The following is a 15357-nucleotide window of genomic DNA, read 5'->3' on the forward strand; positions in this document are numbered from 1 at the left end:
GGTCAGGCTTTCGGGATGCGGCGGACTTGGAACTCGCGGTAGCCGCCGTAGGCGGCTTCGAGCGCCCCGAGCCACCAGTTCCAGCGCGTCGCGGGGCCGCCCTCCGGCGCGTCGCGCATGTTCCGCACGATTTCGTCGCCCGTGAGCGCCGCGCCGCGGTCGGCTTCGGCCTGCCCCGAGTCGGCGAGGTCGCGGGCTTGACGCGCGACGACCCGACGCTCCGCATCGGTGCCGCCGAACTCGGCGAGCGCGTCGCGGAACGACTCCTCGTCGAAGGCGGCGTGGGCGTCACCGTGCCTATCGGTGGGAATCACGACTGCTCCTACGGGGGCCGTCCCAAAGAAGGACTCGGCCGATTCGACCGGGCGAGAACCGTCGTTTTCGGCGCGAAGCGCGCCGGCGCGGGCGACGGCGCTACGTCCACCACTCGCTCCGGCGCTCGTTGTACGTCGCGTTCCGGAACGGCTCTGGCTTTTCGTCGTCGGCCTCCGCGCCGAGGTAGTGTGCGGTCCAGTAGCCGACGTGCCAGCCGACGGCTTCGGTGTCGAGGTCGACGAGGATGACCCGATAGCTACCGTACGTCTCTAACGCGCCGTCGCCGTCCGGGTCGTAGCCGCTGACGGCGGCACAGGAGACCGCGCCCGGGGCGCACGGCGAGGAGTCAGCAAAGGAGATGCGAACCTCGGCGTCCGCCGGGTCGTCCACGTAGGTGTAGGTGAGGTTGTCGGGCATCCCCGGCGCGCCGTCGGCGAAGTAATCGAGGGCGTGACGGACCTGCTCGCGGGCCGCGTCGGGGTCCGAGGCGTTCGCGTCGTCGACGTAGACCGTGAAGTTCGGGTCGTCCCACGGGAACGCCTTCTCGGTCGCGTTCGTCCGCGGGAGCGTGTAGAGGATGCCCGTGGCGTTCATCAGGGCCGCGGGCTCGTCGCCGTGGGCGAGACCGAGCGTGTGGCCCAGTTCGTGTTCGATGATTTCGACCGTCGAGTCGTCGCTGAACCCGGTTCGGATGTAGACGGTCTCGGGGCGGTCAATCTGCCGGGCGTCGGTGATGTGCGGCGCGCAGCCGACCGCGTCGGCCTGTCCGCTACACTCGGGGATGGTGTCGGAAAAGCGGACCACCATGTCCGGGTCGCGGGCGTCGGCGTCGACCTCGTAGTCGACCTCGTAGCCGAGGTACCGCGCGTCGTTCGCCTCCCAGAACGTCGTCGCCTCGCTCACGAGCGCGGCGTAGTCGCGGTCGTTGGCGGCGGCCTCGACGGCGACGACGACCGGCTCGGAGCCCCACGGACCGTAGCCGGAGGCGGGCGTGAACGTCTCTGTCGGCTCGGCTGTCGGCTCGGGCGTCGGCGACGCGGTGGGCGTTGCAGTCGCGGTCGCTGACGGAGCCGTAGTCGAGACTGCGGTCGACGGCGTTTCGGTGGTCGCCGCGGTCGGAGCGGTCGTCGAAGTCGTCGCGTCGTCTCCCGGCGACACCGGCGCGGCACAGCCGGCGAGGACGACGAGCGCCGCGACGAGGAGGGTCGAACCGCGCATACCGAGACTGCGGTGGCGAACGGTCAAGAGCGTTTCCCGACGCCGCGACCCGACCGACGGCGCGGCCGCTCGGGCGTTCGAAAGCGGCTGAGAGGAGTAAGCCCCCTTCTGTTCGTCCCAGCATTCGGCTCAGCGTCCGCGTCCTTCTCGGGGCGAGCCCCGAGGGCGCGACGGGCGAACCCGACGCGCCGTCCGAACTACCTTCGCGGCGCGGACTTGCACCGGTGAGGATTCGCCGTTCCATCCGTTCTCGACCGTCAGAGATGGCGACGCCATCTCACTCCCTCTGCGGGTTAACTCCCTTCCCTTACGGGTCGGTTCGCACGCGGACGGGTCTCCCGTCCGCGCCGGCGACGGCGGAGCCGTCGCGCGCGCATCATCGGTCAAGTCGAGCGGTCTCGTTTCTGTTCCAGCGCCAGCCGTCTCCGACTCCGGGCTTGCGCCCGGTCACCCGTTCGGACGGTGGGGGGACTTTCCTCATGCCCGTCTCGGGCACGGGAACTGGGCTCTCTCTGCCGACCTACCCTAGTCCGGTCGGTCGGATAAGCGGTTCGATTAACGGGTCATACGCGGGTTTAGTCGCCCGTTATGTGGCACCGATTCTACATAACAACCCGATAACATTCGAGGGAAGCGTTGAAGTCACCACAGGACTTGAATGATAATATGTCCGAGGCGCAGACCGTACACCTCACCTACGAGGATGGGGCGCGGGCGGTCGAACTAGCGCGGGAATCGGTCGAATCGTACGTTCTTCACGGACAGAGAGAGCAACCGGGCAGCATGCGCGACGCGTTTTACGCCCGAACCGGGGCGTTCGTCCGCATCAAGTCGACACGTGGGCGCGGTCGACTGCGGGGCTGTGCGGGCGCGTATCGGGGGAAAGACCAGCTCGGTCACGCCATCGTCGACGCGGCCATCAAGGCCGCGTCGGGCGACTCGTGCCAAACCGAAATCGAAGCACCCGAACTCCCGAATCTGAACATCTCTGTTTGTATCGTCAACAATTACACGCTGACTAACGACCCAGTCGCCGACATCGAACTCGGCACGCACGGGGTCGCCATCGACGCCGGCGGCACCCACGGCTGGATGTACCCGACCCTGCCCATCGAGCTCGGCTGGTCGAAAGAGGAGTTCCTCACGAACGCCTGTCGCAAGGCCGGCCTGTCGCCGCTGGCGTGGCAGGACGACGACACCATGATCACCCTGTTCGAAGGGCAGGTCTTCCGCGAGCGCGACGACGGCGGGAGCGTCGAAGCGCTGTAAGTCGTCGCGGCGACGACTCGACTCCTTGGGGGGAGAACCGAACTGGCGAGCGACGGCTTCGAGCGTCGCCGCAAAACGAGAACGCGTCTTACTCGTCGCCGAAGCCGACCAACTCGGCGTCCTCTCTGGCCCGCGTCGCGGCCGCGTCGATGTCGAACTCGAACTCCGAGACGACCTCGCCGTCGCGGATGAGCGGTTCGAGGAGCGCCTCGCCGTCGGTCGGGCCGGGGCGTCCGCGGAGGCCGACGTGGTGGCCGCCGTCGGCCGTGCGGTAGACCTCCTTCACGCCGGAGAGCTTGCCCCGCTTGGCCGCGGGTTCGCCGTCGACTTCGACGATGTCGAGCGCGAAGTCCACCGGGTTGGCGTTCGAGATGTAGCCGCCGACGCCGAACCCCTCGACCACGTCGCGGAGGTGCCGGAGTTCCGCCGGGCCGAGGCCGCCGCTCACGAAGATGCCCACGTCCTCGTGGCCGCGGGCGTCGAGTTCCCAGCGGACCTCCCGGACGATGTGTCGGAAGTCCCCCCGCCGCGAGGACGTGGTGTCGAGGCGGACGCTGTCGAGGTCGTCGCCGAGCGTCTCGACCGCCTGCAGCACCTCCTCGGTCTCGTCGCCGTAGGTGTCGCAGAGAGCGACCCGCGGCACGTCCTCGTCGACGGCCTCGTCGAAGGCGCGGAACGCCTCCGCCTGGTTGCCGCGACCGAAGGCGATGAGGAGCGCGTGGGGCATCGTCCCCGACGCCTCCTTCCCGAGAATCTCGCCGGCGGCGACGTGCGAGAAGCCGTCGAGGCCGGCGACGAGGGCGCTCCGCTCGACCATCGCGGCGATGGAGGGGTGGACGTGGCGCGCGCCGAACGAGAGAACCGTCGAGTCGGGGGCCGCCGTGCGGGCTTCGAGGGCGGCCGTCGCACAGCCCGAGGCGTGCGAGAGGAAGCCGAGCAGCGAGGTTTCGAGCCGAGCGAACTCGAGGTAGTCGCCCTCGATTCGCATCACTGGACCGCCGTCGAACAGCAGGCCCTCGGGCATGGCGTCGACGTCGATATCGCGGTCGGAGAGCAGTTCGGCGGCGTCTTTCACGCCGGCGAACAGCTCGAAGTCGCCGTCGGGGAACTGGTCGGCCGTCACCTCGGCGACGACGCGGGGGTTCTTGCCCGCGTGTCGGAGGGTCGCCTCGGTCCGCTCGAAGTAGGCGTCGGTCGCGACGCCCTCGCGGATGGCCTCGGGACCGACGATATCGAAGTCACTCATTGGCGCGGATTCCACCCGGCCGATGAAAAAGGTGTATAATCGGTCACGTGCGTCGAAGAGGAATTTTCTTCACCGCGATGGACGGGCCGATCAGCAAACGAGGATGCTCGTGCGGTAGGTGGTGTCGTCTTTTTTCACGTATCCATTGCCGACACTCCACCGACGGTCGTGAAAGCCCGCGGGAGACTCGGAAAGCGCGTCGTCGAACAGCGCTTGCTCCTCTGGCGAAAGCGAGTCGTACGGAACGACGTCAGCGTCCGCAGGAACGTCGTCGGCTGGGTCGACTCCCAGAGACTGACCGCAACTGTTCGACCACGGAACGAGCGTTCCGGTGGCGAAGAGGAAGACGACGACGAACAGGACGAGCGAGAGGGAGACGATAGCGAACAGACCGAGCCGACGGGGCATACAACCTAATGTCAGTTATGACACAAGTGCTTTCTCCTACCTCTGACGGTGAACCTCGTCTAACCGCTCCACCGTCGGCGCGTTGACGACGGTGACGGTGTCGCCGTCTCTCGTCACCCGGTAGGCGTCCGCGAAGGGGCCGTCGTCGACGAGGTAGGTGTTCTCGCCCGCGTACGACCCGCCGAGGCGGAGCTTCAGCGTGTAGGTCACGTAGGCCCGCTCGAACTGCTCGGCGTCCGCCTCGGAATCCCAGACCGTCTTCCAGACGTAGCCGCGCTCGTGCGGGTTCGCCTCGTAGGTCTCGTCCGACGCCGGGCGGTAGGGAACCACCGCGTCGCCGGCCCAGCCCTCGGAGGGACCGGCCGTGTAGTTGTACGGCGAGTACGCGCCGGTGTCCTGTTGGAGTCGCCCCCGGTCGATGGCGCGGTGCTTCCAGAACGTCGCGAAGATGGACGCCTCGCCGACCGTGTCGGCGACGGGGTCGGTGTCGTAGCGCGTCCACGCGGCCGACGAGCGGTCTTCGACCGTCACCTCGACGGGGCGCTCGTCGGGGTATCGCTTCGGGTGGAGCACCTGCTCGGTCGAGGCGGGGCGGTCGGCGTAGGCGTCGTCGACGGCCGCCCAGCCGCCGCGCTCGCGCAGGTCGGCGACGAACGTCGGACCCTCGCTGTAGGGCGCGTAGATGGTCAAGAAGACCGGGTAGTCGTACGACCCGCTTCCCGAGCCGCTGGCCGGCGGCCGGGGGACGCACTCCCAGTCGGTCTCACAGCGCTCCTCGTACAGTCGGTCGACGTAGCGGGCGTCGCCTTCGACCAGTCCGTTCTCGGCGAGTTGGGCGTCCTGCGTCGGCGGCGAGCCGTCCAGCCCGAAGTGCTGGTCCTGCAGGGCGTGGTGGAGTTCGTGAGCGAGCGTCCGCCGGTCGATGGTCGGTCGGTCGTCGTCGCTCACGAGGACGATGCGGTCCTCCGAGGGCGAGTAGTAGCCGAGCACCGCGCCGCCGTACAGCTCGTCGAACACCTCGTCGATGGTCCGGTCCTCGCCGACCAGCAGGAGCGCCTCCCACACCTGGTCGTTCCAGTCGCTGTGGACCGGGTCTGCGGGCTCCTCGGACTGGTTTCGGTACTCGGCGCGCGAGATGACCTCGACCGGCACGGACTCCTCGAACTCCAGTTCGCGCACGACCTCGACGCGGGCCATCGTCCGGGCGACGAACGCCTCGCGCTCCGTCGCGTTCAGGCCGTCGGACTGGTTGACCGCGATGGACTCGTTGTACCAGTAGCCGGCCTCCCAACCCAGCCGGTCGGTCGGCGGGTCGTCGGGCCACGCCCAGTCCTCGGCCGGGTCCGCGGTCCCGTCCGCGTCGTTGGACGCGTCTCCCGCGGCATTCGGGTCGGCGATGGGGGCGGCACAGCCCGCGACGACGAGGAGAAGGGCGGAGAGAACGGCGGCGAGGCGGCGGCGATTCATAGCGGATGCAGGGGCGGGAGACGAAAAAGCGTCTCGGCGCGGGGGTTACGACGCGAGTCCCGGCCGAATCTCGTCCACGTCGGCGGGTGCCGGCCCGTTGACGATGACGACGCGGTCGCCGGTCCGGACGACCCGGAAGGCGTCGTTGAACGAGCCGTCCTCGATGACGTAGATGCCGTCGTCCCGCTGGGTGGCGTCGTTGGCGCTGAGGATGTTCAGGTAGGCGTCGTGGAACTCCTGTGCGTCGCCGTCGGTGTCCCACTCGGTCACCCAGACGTAGCCGTACTCGGTCTCAGCGCCGGCCTCGTTGCGGTAGGGGAACAGGCGGTCGTTCGCCCACCCGTTCGACGGCGCGGCGTCGTAGTTGTACGTGTCGTACCGCGAGTTCGTGTCGAGGATGGACTGGACGCGGACGGTCTGCGCGCCGGACGTGCGGGCCTGATACCAGAACATCGAGAACATCGACGCCTCGCCGACCGTGTCGGAGCCCTCGACGCCCTGTTCGGGGAAGGTGGTCCAGCCGTTCGTCCCCTCGTCGGCGAAGGAGATGGGACGGGGCGACTCGTCGGTCACGTGGATGGTCTGTTCGGTGGACGCCGGCGGGTTGCGCAGGGCGTCGTTGACGGCCTCCCAGCCGCCCCGTTCGTACAGGTCGTGGACGTAGACCGGACCGTCGGAGTACGGCTGGTAGATGGTGAGCAGGATGCCGAGGTTCGGACCGCCGCCGCCCGACCCGCCGCCGGAGCCGCCCGCGGCGGGCGTGACGACGCAGTCCCACGCGCCGGCGTCGCACTGCTCGACGTACTGCCGTTCGACGTACTTGGCGTCGCCCTCGACGATGCCGTCGATGGCGAGGTCGCCGTCCTGCGTCTCGCCGCGGAAGCGGGCGTCGGTCAGGTCGAAGTGCTGGTCCTGCAGGGCGTGGACCAGTTCGTGGACGAGCGTGGCGTTGTCGATGGTGGGCTCGTCGGTCGAGTCGGTGACGATTTTGATTTCGTCGTCGGACGGCGAGTAGAAGCCGAGGACCGAGCTCCCGGTCGTCTCGGAGATGGCGCTCGCGCTCCCGGTCGACTCGCCAGTGATAAACAGCGCCTCCCACACCTGGTCGTTCCAGCGGTTGAACTCGGAGTCGGCCGAGCCGGAGCCGCCGGCGTTGCCGCTGCGGTAGTCGGCGCGGGAGATGACGTCCACGGGGACGCGTTCGTCGAACTCCAACTGTCGGATGTGCTCGACGCGGGCCATCCCGCGGGCGACGTACGCCTCCATCTCGGACTCGTTGAGGCCGTCGGACTGGTCGACGTCGATGGCCTCGTCGTACCAGTAGCCGTCCTCCCAGCCGAGCACGTCCCGGTCGGGGTCGTCGAATCCGTCTCTGTCCGGGTCGGGCGTCGCGGGCGGCGCGTCGCCGCCGGGCGCGGCCGTGGGGGCGGCACAGCCGGCGAGAACCAAGAGTAGGGCGGCGAAAACGGCGCGGAGACCGGTCGTTCGCATATCGTACCCTTGGACTCCGGAGTGAAGTACCTTGTCGGGTTCGGGCGTCGAAACGGGCCGGCGCGTACTGTTTTGGTCGTCCCGGCGCAACCGACGCGTATGGCACTCGACCCGAACCGAACCGCGGTGGTCGTCGTCGACATGCAGAACGGCTTTTGTCACCCCGACGGGAGCCTGTTCGCGCCGGGGAGCGAATCAGCAATCGAACCCGTCACGGACCTCGTCGACGCCGCCCGCGACGCCGGCGCGCGCGTCGTCTACACCCGCGACGTGCACCCGCCGGAGCAGTTCGACGGCAATCACTACTACGACGAGTTCGAGCGCTGGGGCGAACACGTCGTCGAGGGGACGTGGGACGCCGACCTCCACGGCGACCTCGACGTCCGCGACGAGGACCTCGTCGTCGAGAAGCACACCTACGACGCGTTCTACCGGACGCAACTGGAGGGGTGGCTCGACAGCCACGGCGTGGACGACCTGCTCATCTGCGGCACGCTGGCGAACGTCTGCGTCCTCCACACCGCCGGGAGCGCCGGCCTGCGGGACTACCGGCCGATTCTCGTCACCGACGCGCTCGGCTACATCGAGAGGGAACACAAGGAGTACGCCGTCGACCACGCCGACTGGCTGTTCGGCGAGACGGCGACGCTCGCGGACGTGGCGTTCGAGTAGGCCGACGGCCCCGCCGGGCACGACTGCAGCCGCGACCGGAGCCGCTCCTCACTCCCGAAAGAGCCGGTACGCGCCCTGTCCGGTGGCGACGGCGTCGTTCCAGTCGCTCGACGGCGACTGCCGGGCGGCCACGTCCGAGTCCTCCTCGGGGTCGGTGCTGACGACGGTGATGGTGCTCACGCCGACCGACCCGCCGGCGCGGACGACCTCGGCGACCGCGGTCAGGTCGCCCGACGCCCGCCGCAGGTAGTTCACGTTGAGGTTGATGGTGGCGACGCCGCCGGCGAGCGGGTCGTCGAGCATCGTCCGCAGGGCGATGCCGCCCGCGGTGTCGATGAGCGTCGCCGCGATGCCGCCGTGGATAGTCGGCGGCGACACGGTGTTGGTGAGCTTCTCGTCGTACGGGATGGTCATCACGATGCGGCCGCGCTCGATGGCGTCGACGCGGGTGTTGAGCCACGACAGGTAGCCGTGTTCGTCCTCGATGTGCCGCTGGACGATTGCCGCGGCCTCGGCGGGAAAGTCGTCGGTCATGTCACGAACGAGTGTGTCAAATGGCATGTAACCGACGGTCGGGGACGGTCTCGTCGGACACTCGTCAGGTCGGTATCACGTGAGATATATACAGTTTCCCGGACTGATAGGCGTATGAGCGATTCCCGCGTCGTCTTCGTCGACGAGTGCCCCGACGGTCTCGTCGAGGCCGTCGAGCGACGCGGTTTCACGACCGAGACGTGCGCGGACCTCGACGCGGTGGTCGAGGGCCTCGACGCCGTCGACGGCGTCGTCTTCTGCGGCGACGTCGACACCGAACTCGTCTCGCGCGTCCGGAATCGAATCGGCGTGATACCGGTCTTTTTTCTCGCCCGTGACGGACCCCAAGGCTCCGCCAAGTCCGCCCACGGGAACGGAGCCATCGTCATCGACTACCCGAAGACGGAGAAGGCGGTTGCCGCGGTCGCCGCGCGAATCGAGCGCGCCATCGAGTTCTCCCGGTGGGCGTCGAGCGAGCGGGACTCGGACTCGCTGTACCGGACGGTCGTCGAGCAGAGCCACGACGCCATCTTCATCGCGCAGGACGGCGACTTCCGGTTTTGGAACCGTCGGCTGACCGAACTCACCGGCCGGAGCGACGACGAACTCGCCGAGACCGCGCTCTTGGACGTCATCCACCCCGACGACCGGGAGAAAGTCAGACGCATCTCCGAGACGCGGCGGCGGGGCGGCGACGCGCCCGTGAGCTACGAGGTCCGCCTCGTCGACGCCGACGGCGACGTCCGCGAGTGCGCGGCGAACGTCAAGGACATCGAGTATCACGGCTCGTACGGCGTGCTCGTCTCGATGCGCGACGTGACCGAACAGCGCGCCACGGAGGCGCAGTTCCGCGGCCTCGTGGAGCTGGCGCGCGACCTCGTGACCCTCGTCGGGACCGACGGGCGAATCAAGTACCAGAGCCCCTCGGTTACCGACGTGCTCGGGTTCGAGCCCGGCGAACTGGTCGGCAGACGCGTCTCCGACCTGATTCACCCCGACGACTGGGAGCGCGTGGAGGCCGTCTTCGAACGCGCCCTCCGGACGGGGGCCGACGGGACCGACCCCGTCCGGTACCGCCACCGCAACGCCGAGGGGTCGTGGACGTGGCTCGAATCCATCGGAAGCAACCAGGCGGACACCTCGGTCGGTGGGTTCGTCGTCACCTCGCGGAACGTGACCGAACAGCGGAGCTACGAACAGCGGCTCAAACGGTACGAGACCATCGTCGAGAGCATCGGGCAGGGCGCGTACGTGGTCGACGACGAAGGCGTCGTCCAGTTCATCAACGAGGCGGCGCTGTCGCGGACGACCATCCCCATGTCGGCGTTCGTCGGCCGGCACATCTCTGCGCTCCGCGACGCCGGGTATCTGGCCGCCGACCAGTACGAGCGCGCCCGGGCGGCCCTCGACGCCATCCTCGACGGCGAGAGCGACCGCGAGCGGTTCGAAATCGAGCTGTCGCTTCCGTCGATGAACTACGTGGTCGAGTTCACCGTCTCGCCCATCCTCGGCGACGACGGCGCCGTCGAAGGCGCGGTGGGTATCTCGACGGACGTCACGGCGCGAAAGCGGTACGAACAGCGGCTCAACGCGCTCCACGCCTCGACCCGGCGGCTGACGGGCGCGACGAGCCGCGAAGAGGTCGCCGAAATCGTCCGTGAGGCCGCCACCGAGGTCCTCGACTACGGGATTAGCGGCGTCCTCCTGTACGACGAGTCGCTGGACGCGCTCGTCCCCGCGGCGTTCACCGACGAGGCGTGGGAGGTGTTCGGCGACGTGCCGCCGATTCCGCGGGGGACCGGCCTGACGTGGGAGGTGTTCGAGCGCGGCGAGCACAACCTCTACCGGGACGTGGAGTCGAACCCGAAGCGGTTCATCGTCGACGCCGGGGTCACAGAGGAACTCATCGTCCCGATTCCGGACCACGGCGTGTTCTTCGTCGCCTCCCTCGACGAGGGGTCGCTGGCCGACCAGCGCATCGCGCTGGCGAAGGTGCTGGCCGCCAACACCCGCGCGGTCTTGGACCGGGTCGAGCGCGAACAGCTGCTGCGTCGGCGCGAGCGCGAACTCGCCAGCCAGAACGAGCAGCTCGAATCGTTCGCGTCGGTCGTCTCCCACGACCTCAAGAACCCGCTGAACGCGGCGATGGGCTACCTCGAACTCGCCCGCGAGCGGTACGACGGCGACGAGTTGGACCGCGTCTCCGACGCCCACGAGCGGATGGCGGGCATCGTCGAGGACGTGCTGGCGCTCGCGCGAAACGGCCAGACGGTCGAGGAGGCCGAGCGGCTGTCGCTCGGGGCCGTCGCCGAGGAAGCGTGGACGACCGCCGCGAGCGACGCGCCGGAAGCGACGCTCACCGTGGAGGGCGACGTCGCGGTCGACGCCCACCGCGGGCGGCTCAGACAGCTCCTCGAAAACCTCTTTTCGAACGCGATTCGACACGGCGGCGACGACGTGACCGTCGGCGTCGGCCCCCTCGCCGACCGCGACGGGTTCTACGTCGAAGACGACGGCCCGGGGATTCCGCCGGACGACCGCCCCCGCATCTTCGAGGCGGGCTACACCACGAGTTCGGAGGGGACCGGCTTCGGACTCAGCGTCGTCATGAGCGTCGTGAACGCCCACGGCTGGAGCGTCTGGTTCGTCGAGAGCGACGCCGGCGGCGCGCGGTTCGAAATCACGACGGAGAGCGACCGTTGACGGCCTCTGAAAGCGACCGCTGACGCCGCGAGAGTGTCGCCGGCGGCGGCAACACTAATTGGCGGTCGTCCGAACGAAGCGCCATGGAAACCCCAGACGAGACGACGGTCCGTGCGGTAGAGTCGTGTCGGGACGCGCTCCCGGAGACCGTCGACGGCGGGCGGGTGCTGTTCGGGTTCGACGGCTACATCGACCGCGTTCGGGAGTTCGTCTCCGAGCGGCAGTCGGCCGACGCCTACGAGCGGGTGCCGACGCTCGAAGCGTTCGCCGACCGCGTGAACGACTCGGTCGAAGCCGAGAGTTCGCTCTCGTTCGAGTGGATTCAGTCGAACGTCCGAACCGGCGGACACGTGAGTCACCTCGCCCGCGCGTTCGACCGACTGGGGTTCGAGCCCGGGGTCGTCGGCTGTCTCGGCGAGCCGGTCGAAGAGCCGTTCGTCGAGGAGTTCGGCCACCTCCCGCTGGAGACGCTCGGGTCGCCCGGCTACACCGACGCCGTCGAGTTCGACGACGGGAAGCTGATGCTCACCGAAATCGGCGCGCTGATGACGCTCGACTGGGCCGGAATCGAGTCGCGGGTCGGCCTCGACCGACTGGCCGAGCTGGTCGACGGGACCGAGCTCGTCGGGATGGGTTACTGGTCGGAGATGCCCGAGCTACCGGACGTGGCCCGCGGCCTCCGCGAGGAGTTGTGGCCGACGCTGTCGGACCCGCCGGAGACGCTGCTTTTGGACCCCGGCGACCTCAGAAAGCGGGAGCCCGAGGTGGTCGCCGCGGGCGTCGAACAGGTGTCCGCGCTGGACGACGCGGTGCGCGTCGTCGCGTCGGCGAACCGCTACGAGACGCGCTATCTCGCGCGGTTGGCGGGCGTCGAGAGCGACGACTTCGGCCGCGAGTCGCAGGCGGCGTTCGAGCACCTTGGCGTCAGTCGCTTCGCGGGCCACGGCATCGAAGCGGCCCACCTCATCGACGACGAGGGGGCCGCGACCGTCGGCGTTCCCCGGACGGACGACCCGGTGTTGACGACGAGTTCCGGCGACCACTTCAACGCCGGACTCGCGCTCGCGCACGTCCTCGACCTCGGCCGCGCGGAGTCGCTCGTCGTCGGCAACGCCGTCGCGGGACACTTCGTCCGAAACGGGTCGCCGCCGACGTACGACGAGGTCCGTGCGTTCGCCTCGGAGTACCTCGATTACTTCGACGCCGCTTAAATACCGATTGTCCACACAAGGGTCAGATATATTACTAGAATCAGCGTACCGATATGCGTCGGTGGCACCCCCCCACACGGGCGCACCGCCGGAGAGACCGCAGGTCGCCTCCGTCGCGGTCCACTTTCGACACCACCGTGGCAATCCGCGCCCGGTTGCCACATCCCCACCACGGTCCCGTTCTGACGCGTCGTCGGCTCTTCACTCGGACCGCGAGTCGCGGTCGATGTCGTCGATATCGTCTATCGCCGAGCCGACGAGGTGTCGGAGCGCTCGCCGGAGTCGCTGTGAGAGCGCCTGTTCGGTGATGCCCAATCGGCTCGCGATGTCGTCGAGGCCGGTCTCTTTCGGCGTCTCGAAGTAACCCCGTTCGAAGGCGAGCCGAAGCGCCGCGAGTTGCTTTTCCGAGAGGTCGCTGTCGGGCGGGTGGCGCTCGTCGAGGCGGGCCGGTTCGACCCGGCGCACGTCGATATCGATGTCGCGGGAGAGACACGCGTCGTGGAACCGGGTCGTCAGCTCGTTCGACGCGAAGTACACCGACAGCGACCAGCCGTACCTCGTGCCGACCATCCGCCGGACGATGCCGTCGCACTCGCGAATCGCCGAGATGATGTCGCCCTCGTGAGTCGCCCACTCACAGCGGTAGAGCCGTCCCTCGGGGCCGTCGGAGACCGGCTCGAAACACTCGATGTTCACGTGGTCGTCGAGGAAGTCGTCGAGCTCCTCGCGGTCTCTCCCGCGGGCGACGAAGTAGGGAACCGGCTCGCCCGACACCGGGATACCGCCGACGAACGTGAGTTCGAATTCGGGGTCTTCGAGCGTCGCATCGGGGGACGCGCCGGCCAGCGGGTGACCGAGTTCGACCTCGTACCCGGTGTCGCGGTCGTCAGTCATCGCGGCGCGGAGACGGCGGCGTCGAAGACTGAAACGACGGTGCACGTTCGTATATCGAGTCTCACAAACAGAGAAAAATACGAGTGAGCGAAGGATATTTTTTGCGGAGACTCGGCCTTTCATAGTAAAGGCATTTAAAAACTAACCCCCCAGAATGGAGGGGTTCGGTCGGTCGCCATCGGGCGGCGCGTTCGTGTTAGTATTAAATCATTTCTGTCGAATCAGTCGAGGCGCACCGGGTCGTCGCTGGGGCGAATCGCGACCGACACCTCGTCGCCGACGGCGAGGTCGTGGCCGGGACAGACGACCTTGGTCCCGAAGTCGGTTCGGGACGCGAATAATGACATTCCAGTCACACGAATTCCGTCGACGAGCACGTCGAAGTCGGCCCACGGAACGTCCCGGCCGGCGGTCCGACCGACTCGCTCGCCGAGGAGCGACAGGGATTGCCCGTCCGCGACGGAAGAGAGCGTGCCACCGAACCCGTAGTGGGCGAGGCCGCCGTCGAGGACGACGCCCTCGTCGCTGCCGAGGCCCACGAACTCGTCCGGTCCGACCCCCGCGTCGGCGCGGGTCGGGGCGTCGAGGACGACGAACGTCTCGGCCGTCTCGACGACGGTTCCCGTCCCGTCCCAGTCGAGCGGCGAGACGGTCACGTCGGTCGAAACCGGGAGCGACCCCCGGGCGCGGTGCTGATTCGCGTCCGCGGGGCGGAAGCCGAGGTGGACGTGGTTCGCGACCCACGGGGCGAAGAAGCCGGAGCGGACGAGTCGTCCCAGCGAGTCGCCGACCGCGACCTCGTCGCCCGCGGCAACGTCGGGTCGGACGTGGAGGATTCGCGCCACCAGTCCGTCGCGGGGGTCGTCGACGGCGTCGCCGAGCCAGTCCAGCCCGGTGGCCTCGGCGTCGACGTCGACGAGCACGAGGTACTCGTCGTCGTGGGCGTAGGGCTTGTCGGGCGCGCGGACGGTCCGCGTCTCGCGGACGACGCCCGCGACGGGCGAGCGGGCCACCGGGTCGTCGTCGGCGACGTAGAGGTCGATGGCACAGCCGCCGTCGTGGGCGGGGTACGGCGAGTTGTAGAGCGAGAAGCGCTCGAAGCGCGAGAGCATCGACCGCGGCAGTCGCAGCATGGTCGTCGGGACGGGACGGGTGTTCTTAGGTACGTCGGGGTGCTTCCTTCGGGCATGCGCGTCATCCGCGGCCGCGGGCCCGACCGAGACGCAGACCGGGCGGTCACCGCGGCCATGCTCCGCGAGGCGGGCGAAACGGGCGAACCGGCCTTCCGGGCGTGGACGCCGCACCGACAGCTCGCGTTCGGCAGGCGCGACACCCGCGCCCCGCGGTACGACGAGGCCGTCGCCGCCGCCGAAGAGCGGGGCTTCCCGGCCGTCGAGCGCTCCGTCGGCGGCCGGGCCGTGGCCTACACGGGAACCACCGTCGCGTTCGCACACGCGCTCCCGCTCGACGACGCCCGGGCCGGACTCGACGCGCGGTACGAGGCCGGAACGACCGCCGTCGTCCGCGCCCTGCGAACTCTCGGCGTGCCCGCGCGGCGGGGCGAGCCTCCGGAGTCGTACTGCCCCGGCGACCACTCGGTCCAAGCGGGCGGGAAACTCTGCGGCATCGCCCAGCGGGTCCGAAAAGAGAGCGCGCTCGTCTCCGGCGTGGTCGTCGTCGCCGACCGCGACGAAATCGCCGACGTGCTCGCGCCCGTCTACGAGGCCATCGAGGTCCCCTTCGACCCGGGTTCGGTGGGCAGCGTCGCCGACGCCGGCGGCCCGGGAAGCCCCGACGCGGTCTGCGACGCCCTCGAAGCCGTCTTCGTCGGCGACGCGGAGACGCGAGTCGAAGACGCGGCGGACCTCGCGTGAGCGTCCTCAGCCACGACCGCCCGCGGGGCGACGCACCCGGCCGCGGCCGCTCCCC

General features: G+C 68.9%; 14 protein-coding genes and 1 other RNA gene. 5 read left to right on the forward strand and 10 right to left on the reverse strand.

What is annotated here, in order from left to right:
• Positions 1 to 2: 2 nt before the first annotated feature.
• From C5C07_RS14865 to rnpB, 3 genes are all read right to left on the reverse strand, one after another.
• The gene (locus C5C07_RS14865; RefSeq protein WP_004976450.1) at positions 3 to 314 is read right to left on the reverse strand and encodes a hypothetical protein; all 312 of its coding nucleotides are present in this window, start codon (positions 312 to 314) and stop codon (positions 3 to 5) included.
• 100 nt (positions 315 to 414) lie between these two features.
• Positions 415 to 1533, reverse strand: coding sequence for a hypothetical protein (locus C5C07_RS14870; RefSeq protein WP_004976451.1), 1119 nt, complete (start codon positions 1531 to 1533; stop codon positions 415 to 417).
• 85 nt (positions 1534 to 1618) lie between these two features.
• Positions 1619 to 2050, reverse strand: an RNA gene (gene rnpB / locus C5C07_RS14875) — RNase P RNA component.
• A 149-nt stretch (positions 2051 to 2199) separates the two neighbouring features.
• Between rnpB and C5C07_RS14880 the strand changes: the two genes are divergently transcribed.
• Entirely contained in the window at positions 2200 to 2802 is a 603-nt protein-coding gene (locus tag C5C07_RS14880; RefSeq protein ID WP_004976452.1) for a TIGR00296 family protein, read from the forward strand.
• 88 nt (positions 2803 to 2890) lie between these two features.
• Here the strand turns inward: C5C07_RS14880 and C5C07_RS14885 are convergent, their stop codons facing one another.
• From C5C07_RS14885 to C5C07_RS14900, 4 genes are all read right to left on the reverse strand, one after another.
• Positions 2891 to 4048: a nicotinate phosphoribosyltransferase gene (locus C5C07_RS14885; protein WP_004976453.1), complete on the reverse strand. Its 1158-nt coding sequence runs from the start codon at positions 4046 to 4048 to the stop codon at positions 2891 to 2893.
• Between the two features lie 90 nt (positions 4049 to 4138).
• Entirely contained in the window at positions 4139 to 4456 is a 318-nt protein-coding gene (locus C5C07_RS14890; protein ID WP_115805382.1) for a hypothetical protein, read from the reverse strand.
• A 36-nt stretch (positions 4457 to 4492) separates the two neighbouring features.
• Positions 4493 to 5923, reverse strand: a complete 1431-nt coding sequence (locus C5C07_RS14895) for an Hvo_1808 family surface protein (protein WP_115805383.1) — start codon at positions 5921 to 5923, stop codon at positions 4493 to 4495.
• 45 nt (positions 5924 to 5968) lie between these two features.
• The gene (locus C5C07_RS14900) at positions 5969 to 7414 is read right to left on the reverse strand and encodes an Hvo_1808 family surface protein (protein ID WP_115805384.1); all 1446 of its coding nucleotides are present in this window, start codon (positions 7412 to 7414) and stop codon (positions 5969 to 5971) included.
• A 99-nt stretch (positions 7415 to 7513) separates the two neighbouring features.
• Here C5C07_RS14900 and C5C07_RS14905 point away from each other — a divergent pair, with 99 nt between their 5' ends.
• Positions 7514 to 8086, forward strand: a complete 573-nt coding sequence (locus tag C5C07_RS14905) for a cysteine hydrolase family protein (RefSeq protein WP_050459224.1) — start codon at positions 7514 to 7516, stop codon at positions 8084 to 8086.
• Between the two features lie 48 nt (positions 8087 to 8134).
• Here C5C07_RS14905 and C5C07_RS14910 read toward each other — a convergent pair whose 3' ends face one another.
• Positions 8135 to 8620, reverse strand: coding sequence for a PaaI family thioesterase (locus C5C07_RS14910; protein ID WP_004976458.1), 486 nt, complete (start codon positions 8618 to 8620; stop codon positions 8135 to 8137).
• A 114-nt stretch (positions 8621 to 8734) separates the two neighbouring features.
• Between C5C07_RS14910 and C5C07_RS14915 the strand changes: the two genes are divergently transcribed.
• Both C5C07_RS14915 and C5C07_RS14920 read left to right on the forward strand, forming a co-directional pair.
• Positions 8735 to 11323 (forward strand): PAS domain S-box protein, encoded by a 2589-nt coding sequence (locus C5C07_RS14915; RefSeq protein WP_115805385.1) that lies wholly within the window; start codon positions 8735 to 8737, stop codon positions 11321 to 11323.
• 83 nt (positions 11324 to 11406) lie between these two features.
• Positions 11407 to 12534, forward strand: a complete 1128-nt coding sequence (locus C5C07_RS14920; protein ID WP_050459222.1) for a hypothetical protein — start codon at positions 11407 to 11409, stop codon at positions 12532 to 12534.
• A 201-nt stretch (positions 12535 to 12735) separates the two neighbouring features.
• Here the strand turns inward: C5C07_RS14920 and C5C07_RS14925 are convergent, their stop codons facing one another.
• Positions 12736 to 13428 (reverse strand): helix-turn-helix domain-containing protein, encoded by a 693-nt coding sequence (locus C5C07_RS14925; RefSeq protein ID WP_004976461.1) that lies wholly within the window; start codon positions 13426 to 13428, stop codon positions 12736 to 12738.
• Positions 13429 to 13649: 221 nt separating this feature from the next.
• Entirely contained in the window at positions 13650 to 14561 is a 912-nt protein-coding gene (locus C5C07_RS14930) for a hypothetical protein (protein WP_115805386.1), read from the reverse strand.
• Between the two features lie 54 nt (positions 14562 to 14615).
• Between C5C07_RS14930 and C5C07_RS14935 the strand changes: the two genes are divergently transcribed.
• Positions 14616 to 15302: a lipoate--protein ligase family protein gene (locus C5C07_RS14935; RefSeq protein WP_115805387.1), complete on the forward strand. Its 687-nt coding sequence runs from the start codon at positions 14616 to 14618 to the stop codon at positions 15300 to 15302.
• Positions 15303 to 15357: the final 55 nt, after the last annotated feature.

The organism is Haloferax sp. Atlit-4N (assembly GCF_003383025.1).
Classification (GTDB): domain Archaea; phylum Halobacteriota; class Halobacteria; order Halobacteriales; family Haloferacaceae; genus Haloferax; species Haloferax gibbonsii.

Bases quoted from the DNA above. Each gene is read 5' to 3' on its own strand.
- C5C07_RS14870 (WP_004976451.1), bottom strand. From the start codon at position 1,533: ATGCGCGGTTCGACCCTCCTCGTCGCGGCGCTCGTCGTCCTCGCCGGC.
- C5C07_RS14880 (WP_004976452.1), top strand. From the start codon at position 2,200: ATGTCCGAGGCGCAGACCGTACACCTCACCTACGAGGATGGGGCGCGG.
- C5C07_RS14885 (WP_004976453.1), bottom strand. From the start codon at position 4,048: ATGAGTGACTTCGATATCGTCGGTCCCGAGGCCATCCGCGAGGGCGTC.
- C5C07_RS14890 (WP_115805382.1), bottom strand. From the start codon at position 4,456: ATGCCCCGTCGGCTCGGTCTGTTCGCTATCGTCTCCCTCTCGCTCGTC.
- C5C07_RS14895 (WP_115805383.1), bottom strand. From the start codon at position 5,923: ATGAATCGCCGCCGCCTCGCCGCCGTTCTCTCCGCCCTTCTCCTCGTC.
- C5C07_RS14900 (WP_115805384.1), bottom strand. From the start codon at position 7,414: ATGCGAACGACCGGTCTCCGCGCCGTTTTCGCCGCCCTACTCTTGGTT.
- C5C07_RS14905 (WP_050459224.1), top strand. From the start codon at position 7,514: ATGGCACTCGACCCGAACCGAACCGCGGTGGTCGTCGTCGACATGCAG.
- C5C07_RS14910 (WP_004976458.1), bottom strand. From the start codon at position 8,620: ATGACCGACGACTTTCCCGCCGAGGCCGCGGCAATCGTCCAGCGGCAC.
- C5C07_RS14915 (WP_115805385.1), top strand. From the start codon at position 8,735: ATGAGCGATTCCCGCGTCGTCTTCGTCGACGAGTGCCCCGACGGTCTC.
- C5C07_RS14920 (WP_050459222.1), top strand. From the start codon at position 11,407: ATGGAAACCCCAGACGAGACGACGGTCCGTGCGGTAGAGTCGTGTCGG.
- C5C07_RS14925 (WP_004976461.1), bottom strand. From the start codon at position 13,428: ATGACTGACGACCGCGACACCGGGTACGAGGTCGAACTCGGTCACCCG.
- C5C07_RS14930 (WP_115805386.1), bottom strand. From the start codon at position 14,561: ATGCTGCGACTGCCGCGGTCGATGCTCTCGCGCTTCGAGCGCTTCTCG.
- C5C07_RS14935 (WP_115805387.1), top strand. From the start codon at position 14,616: ATGCGCGTCATCCGCGGCCGCGGGCCCGACCGAGACGCAGACCGGGCG.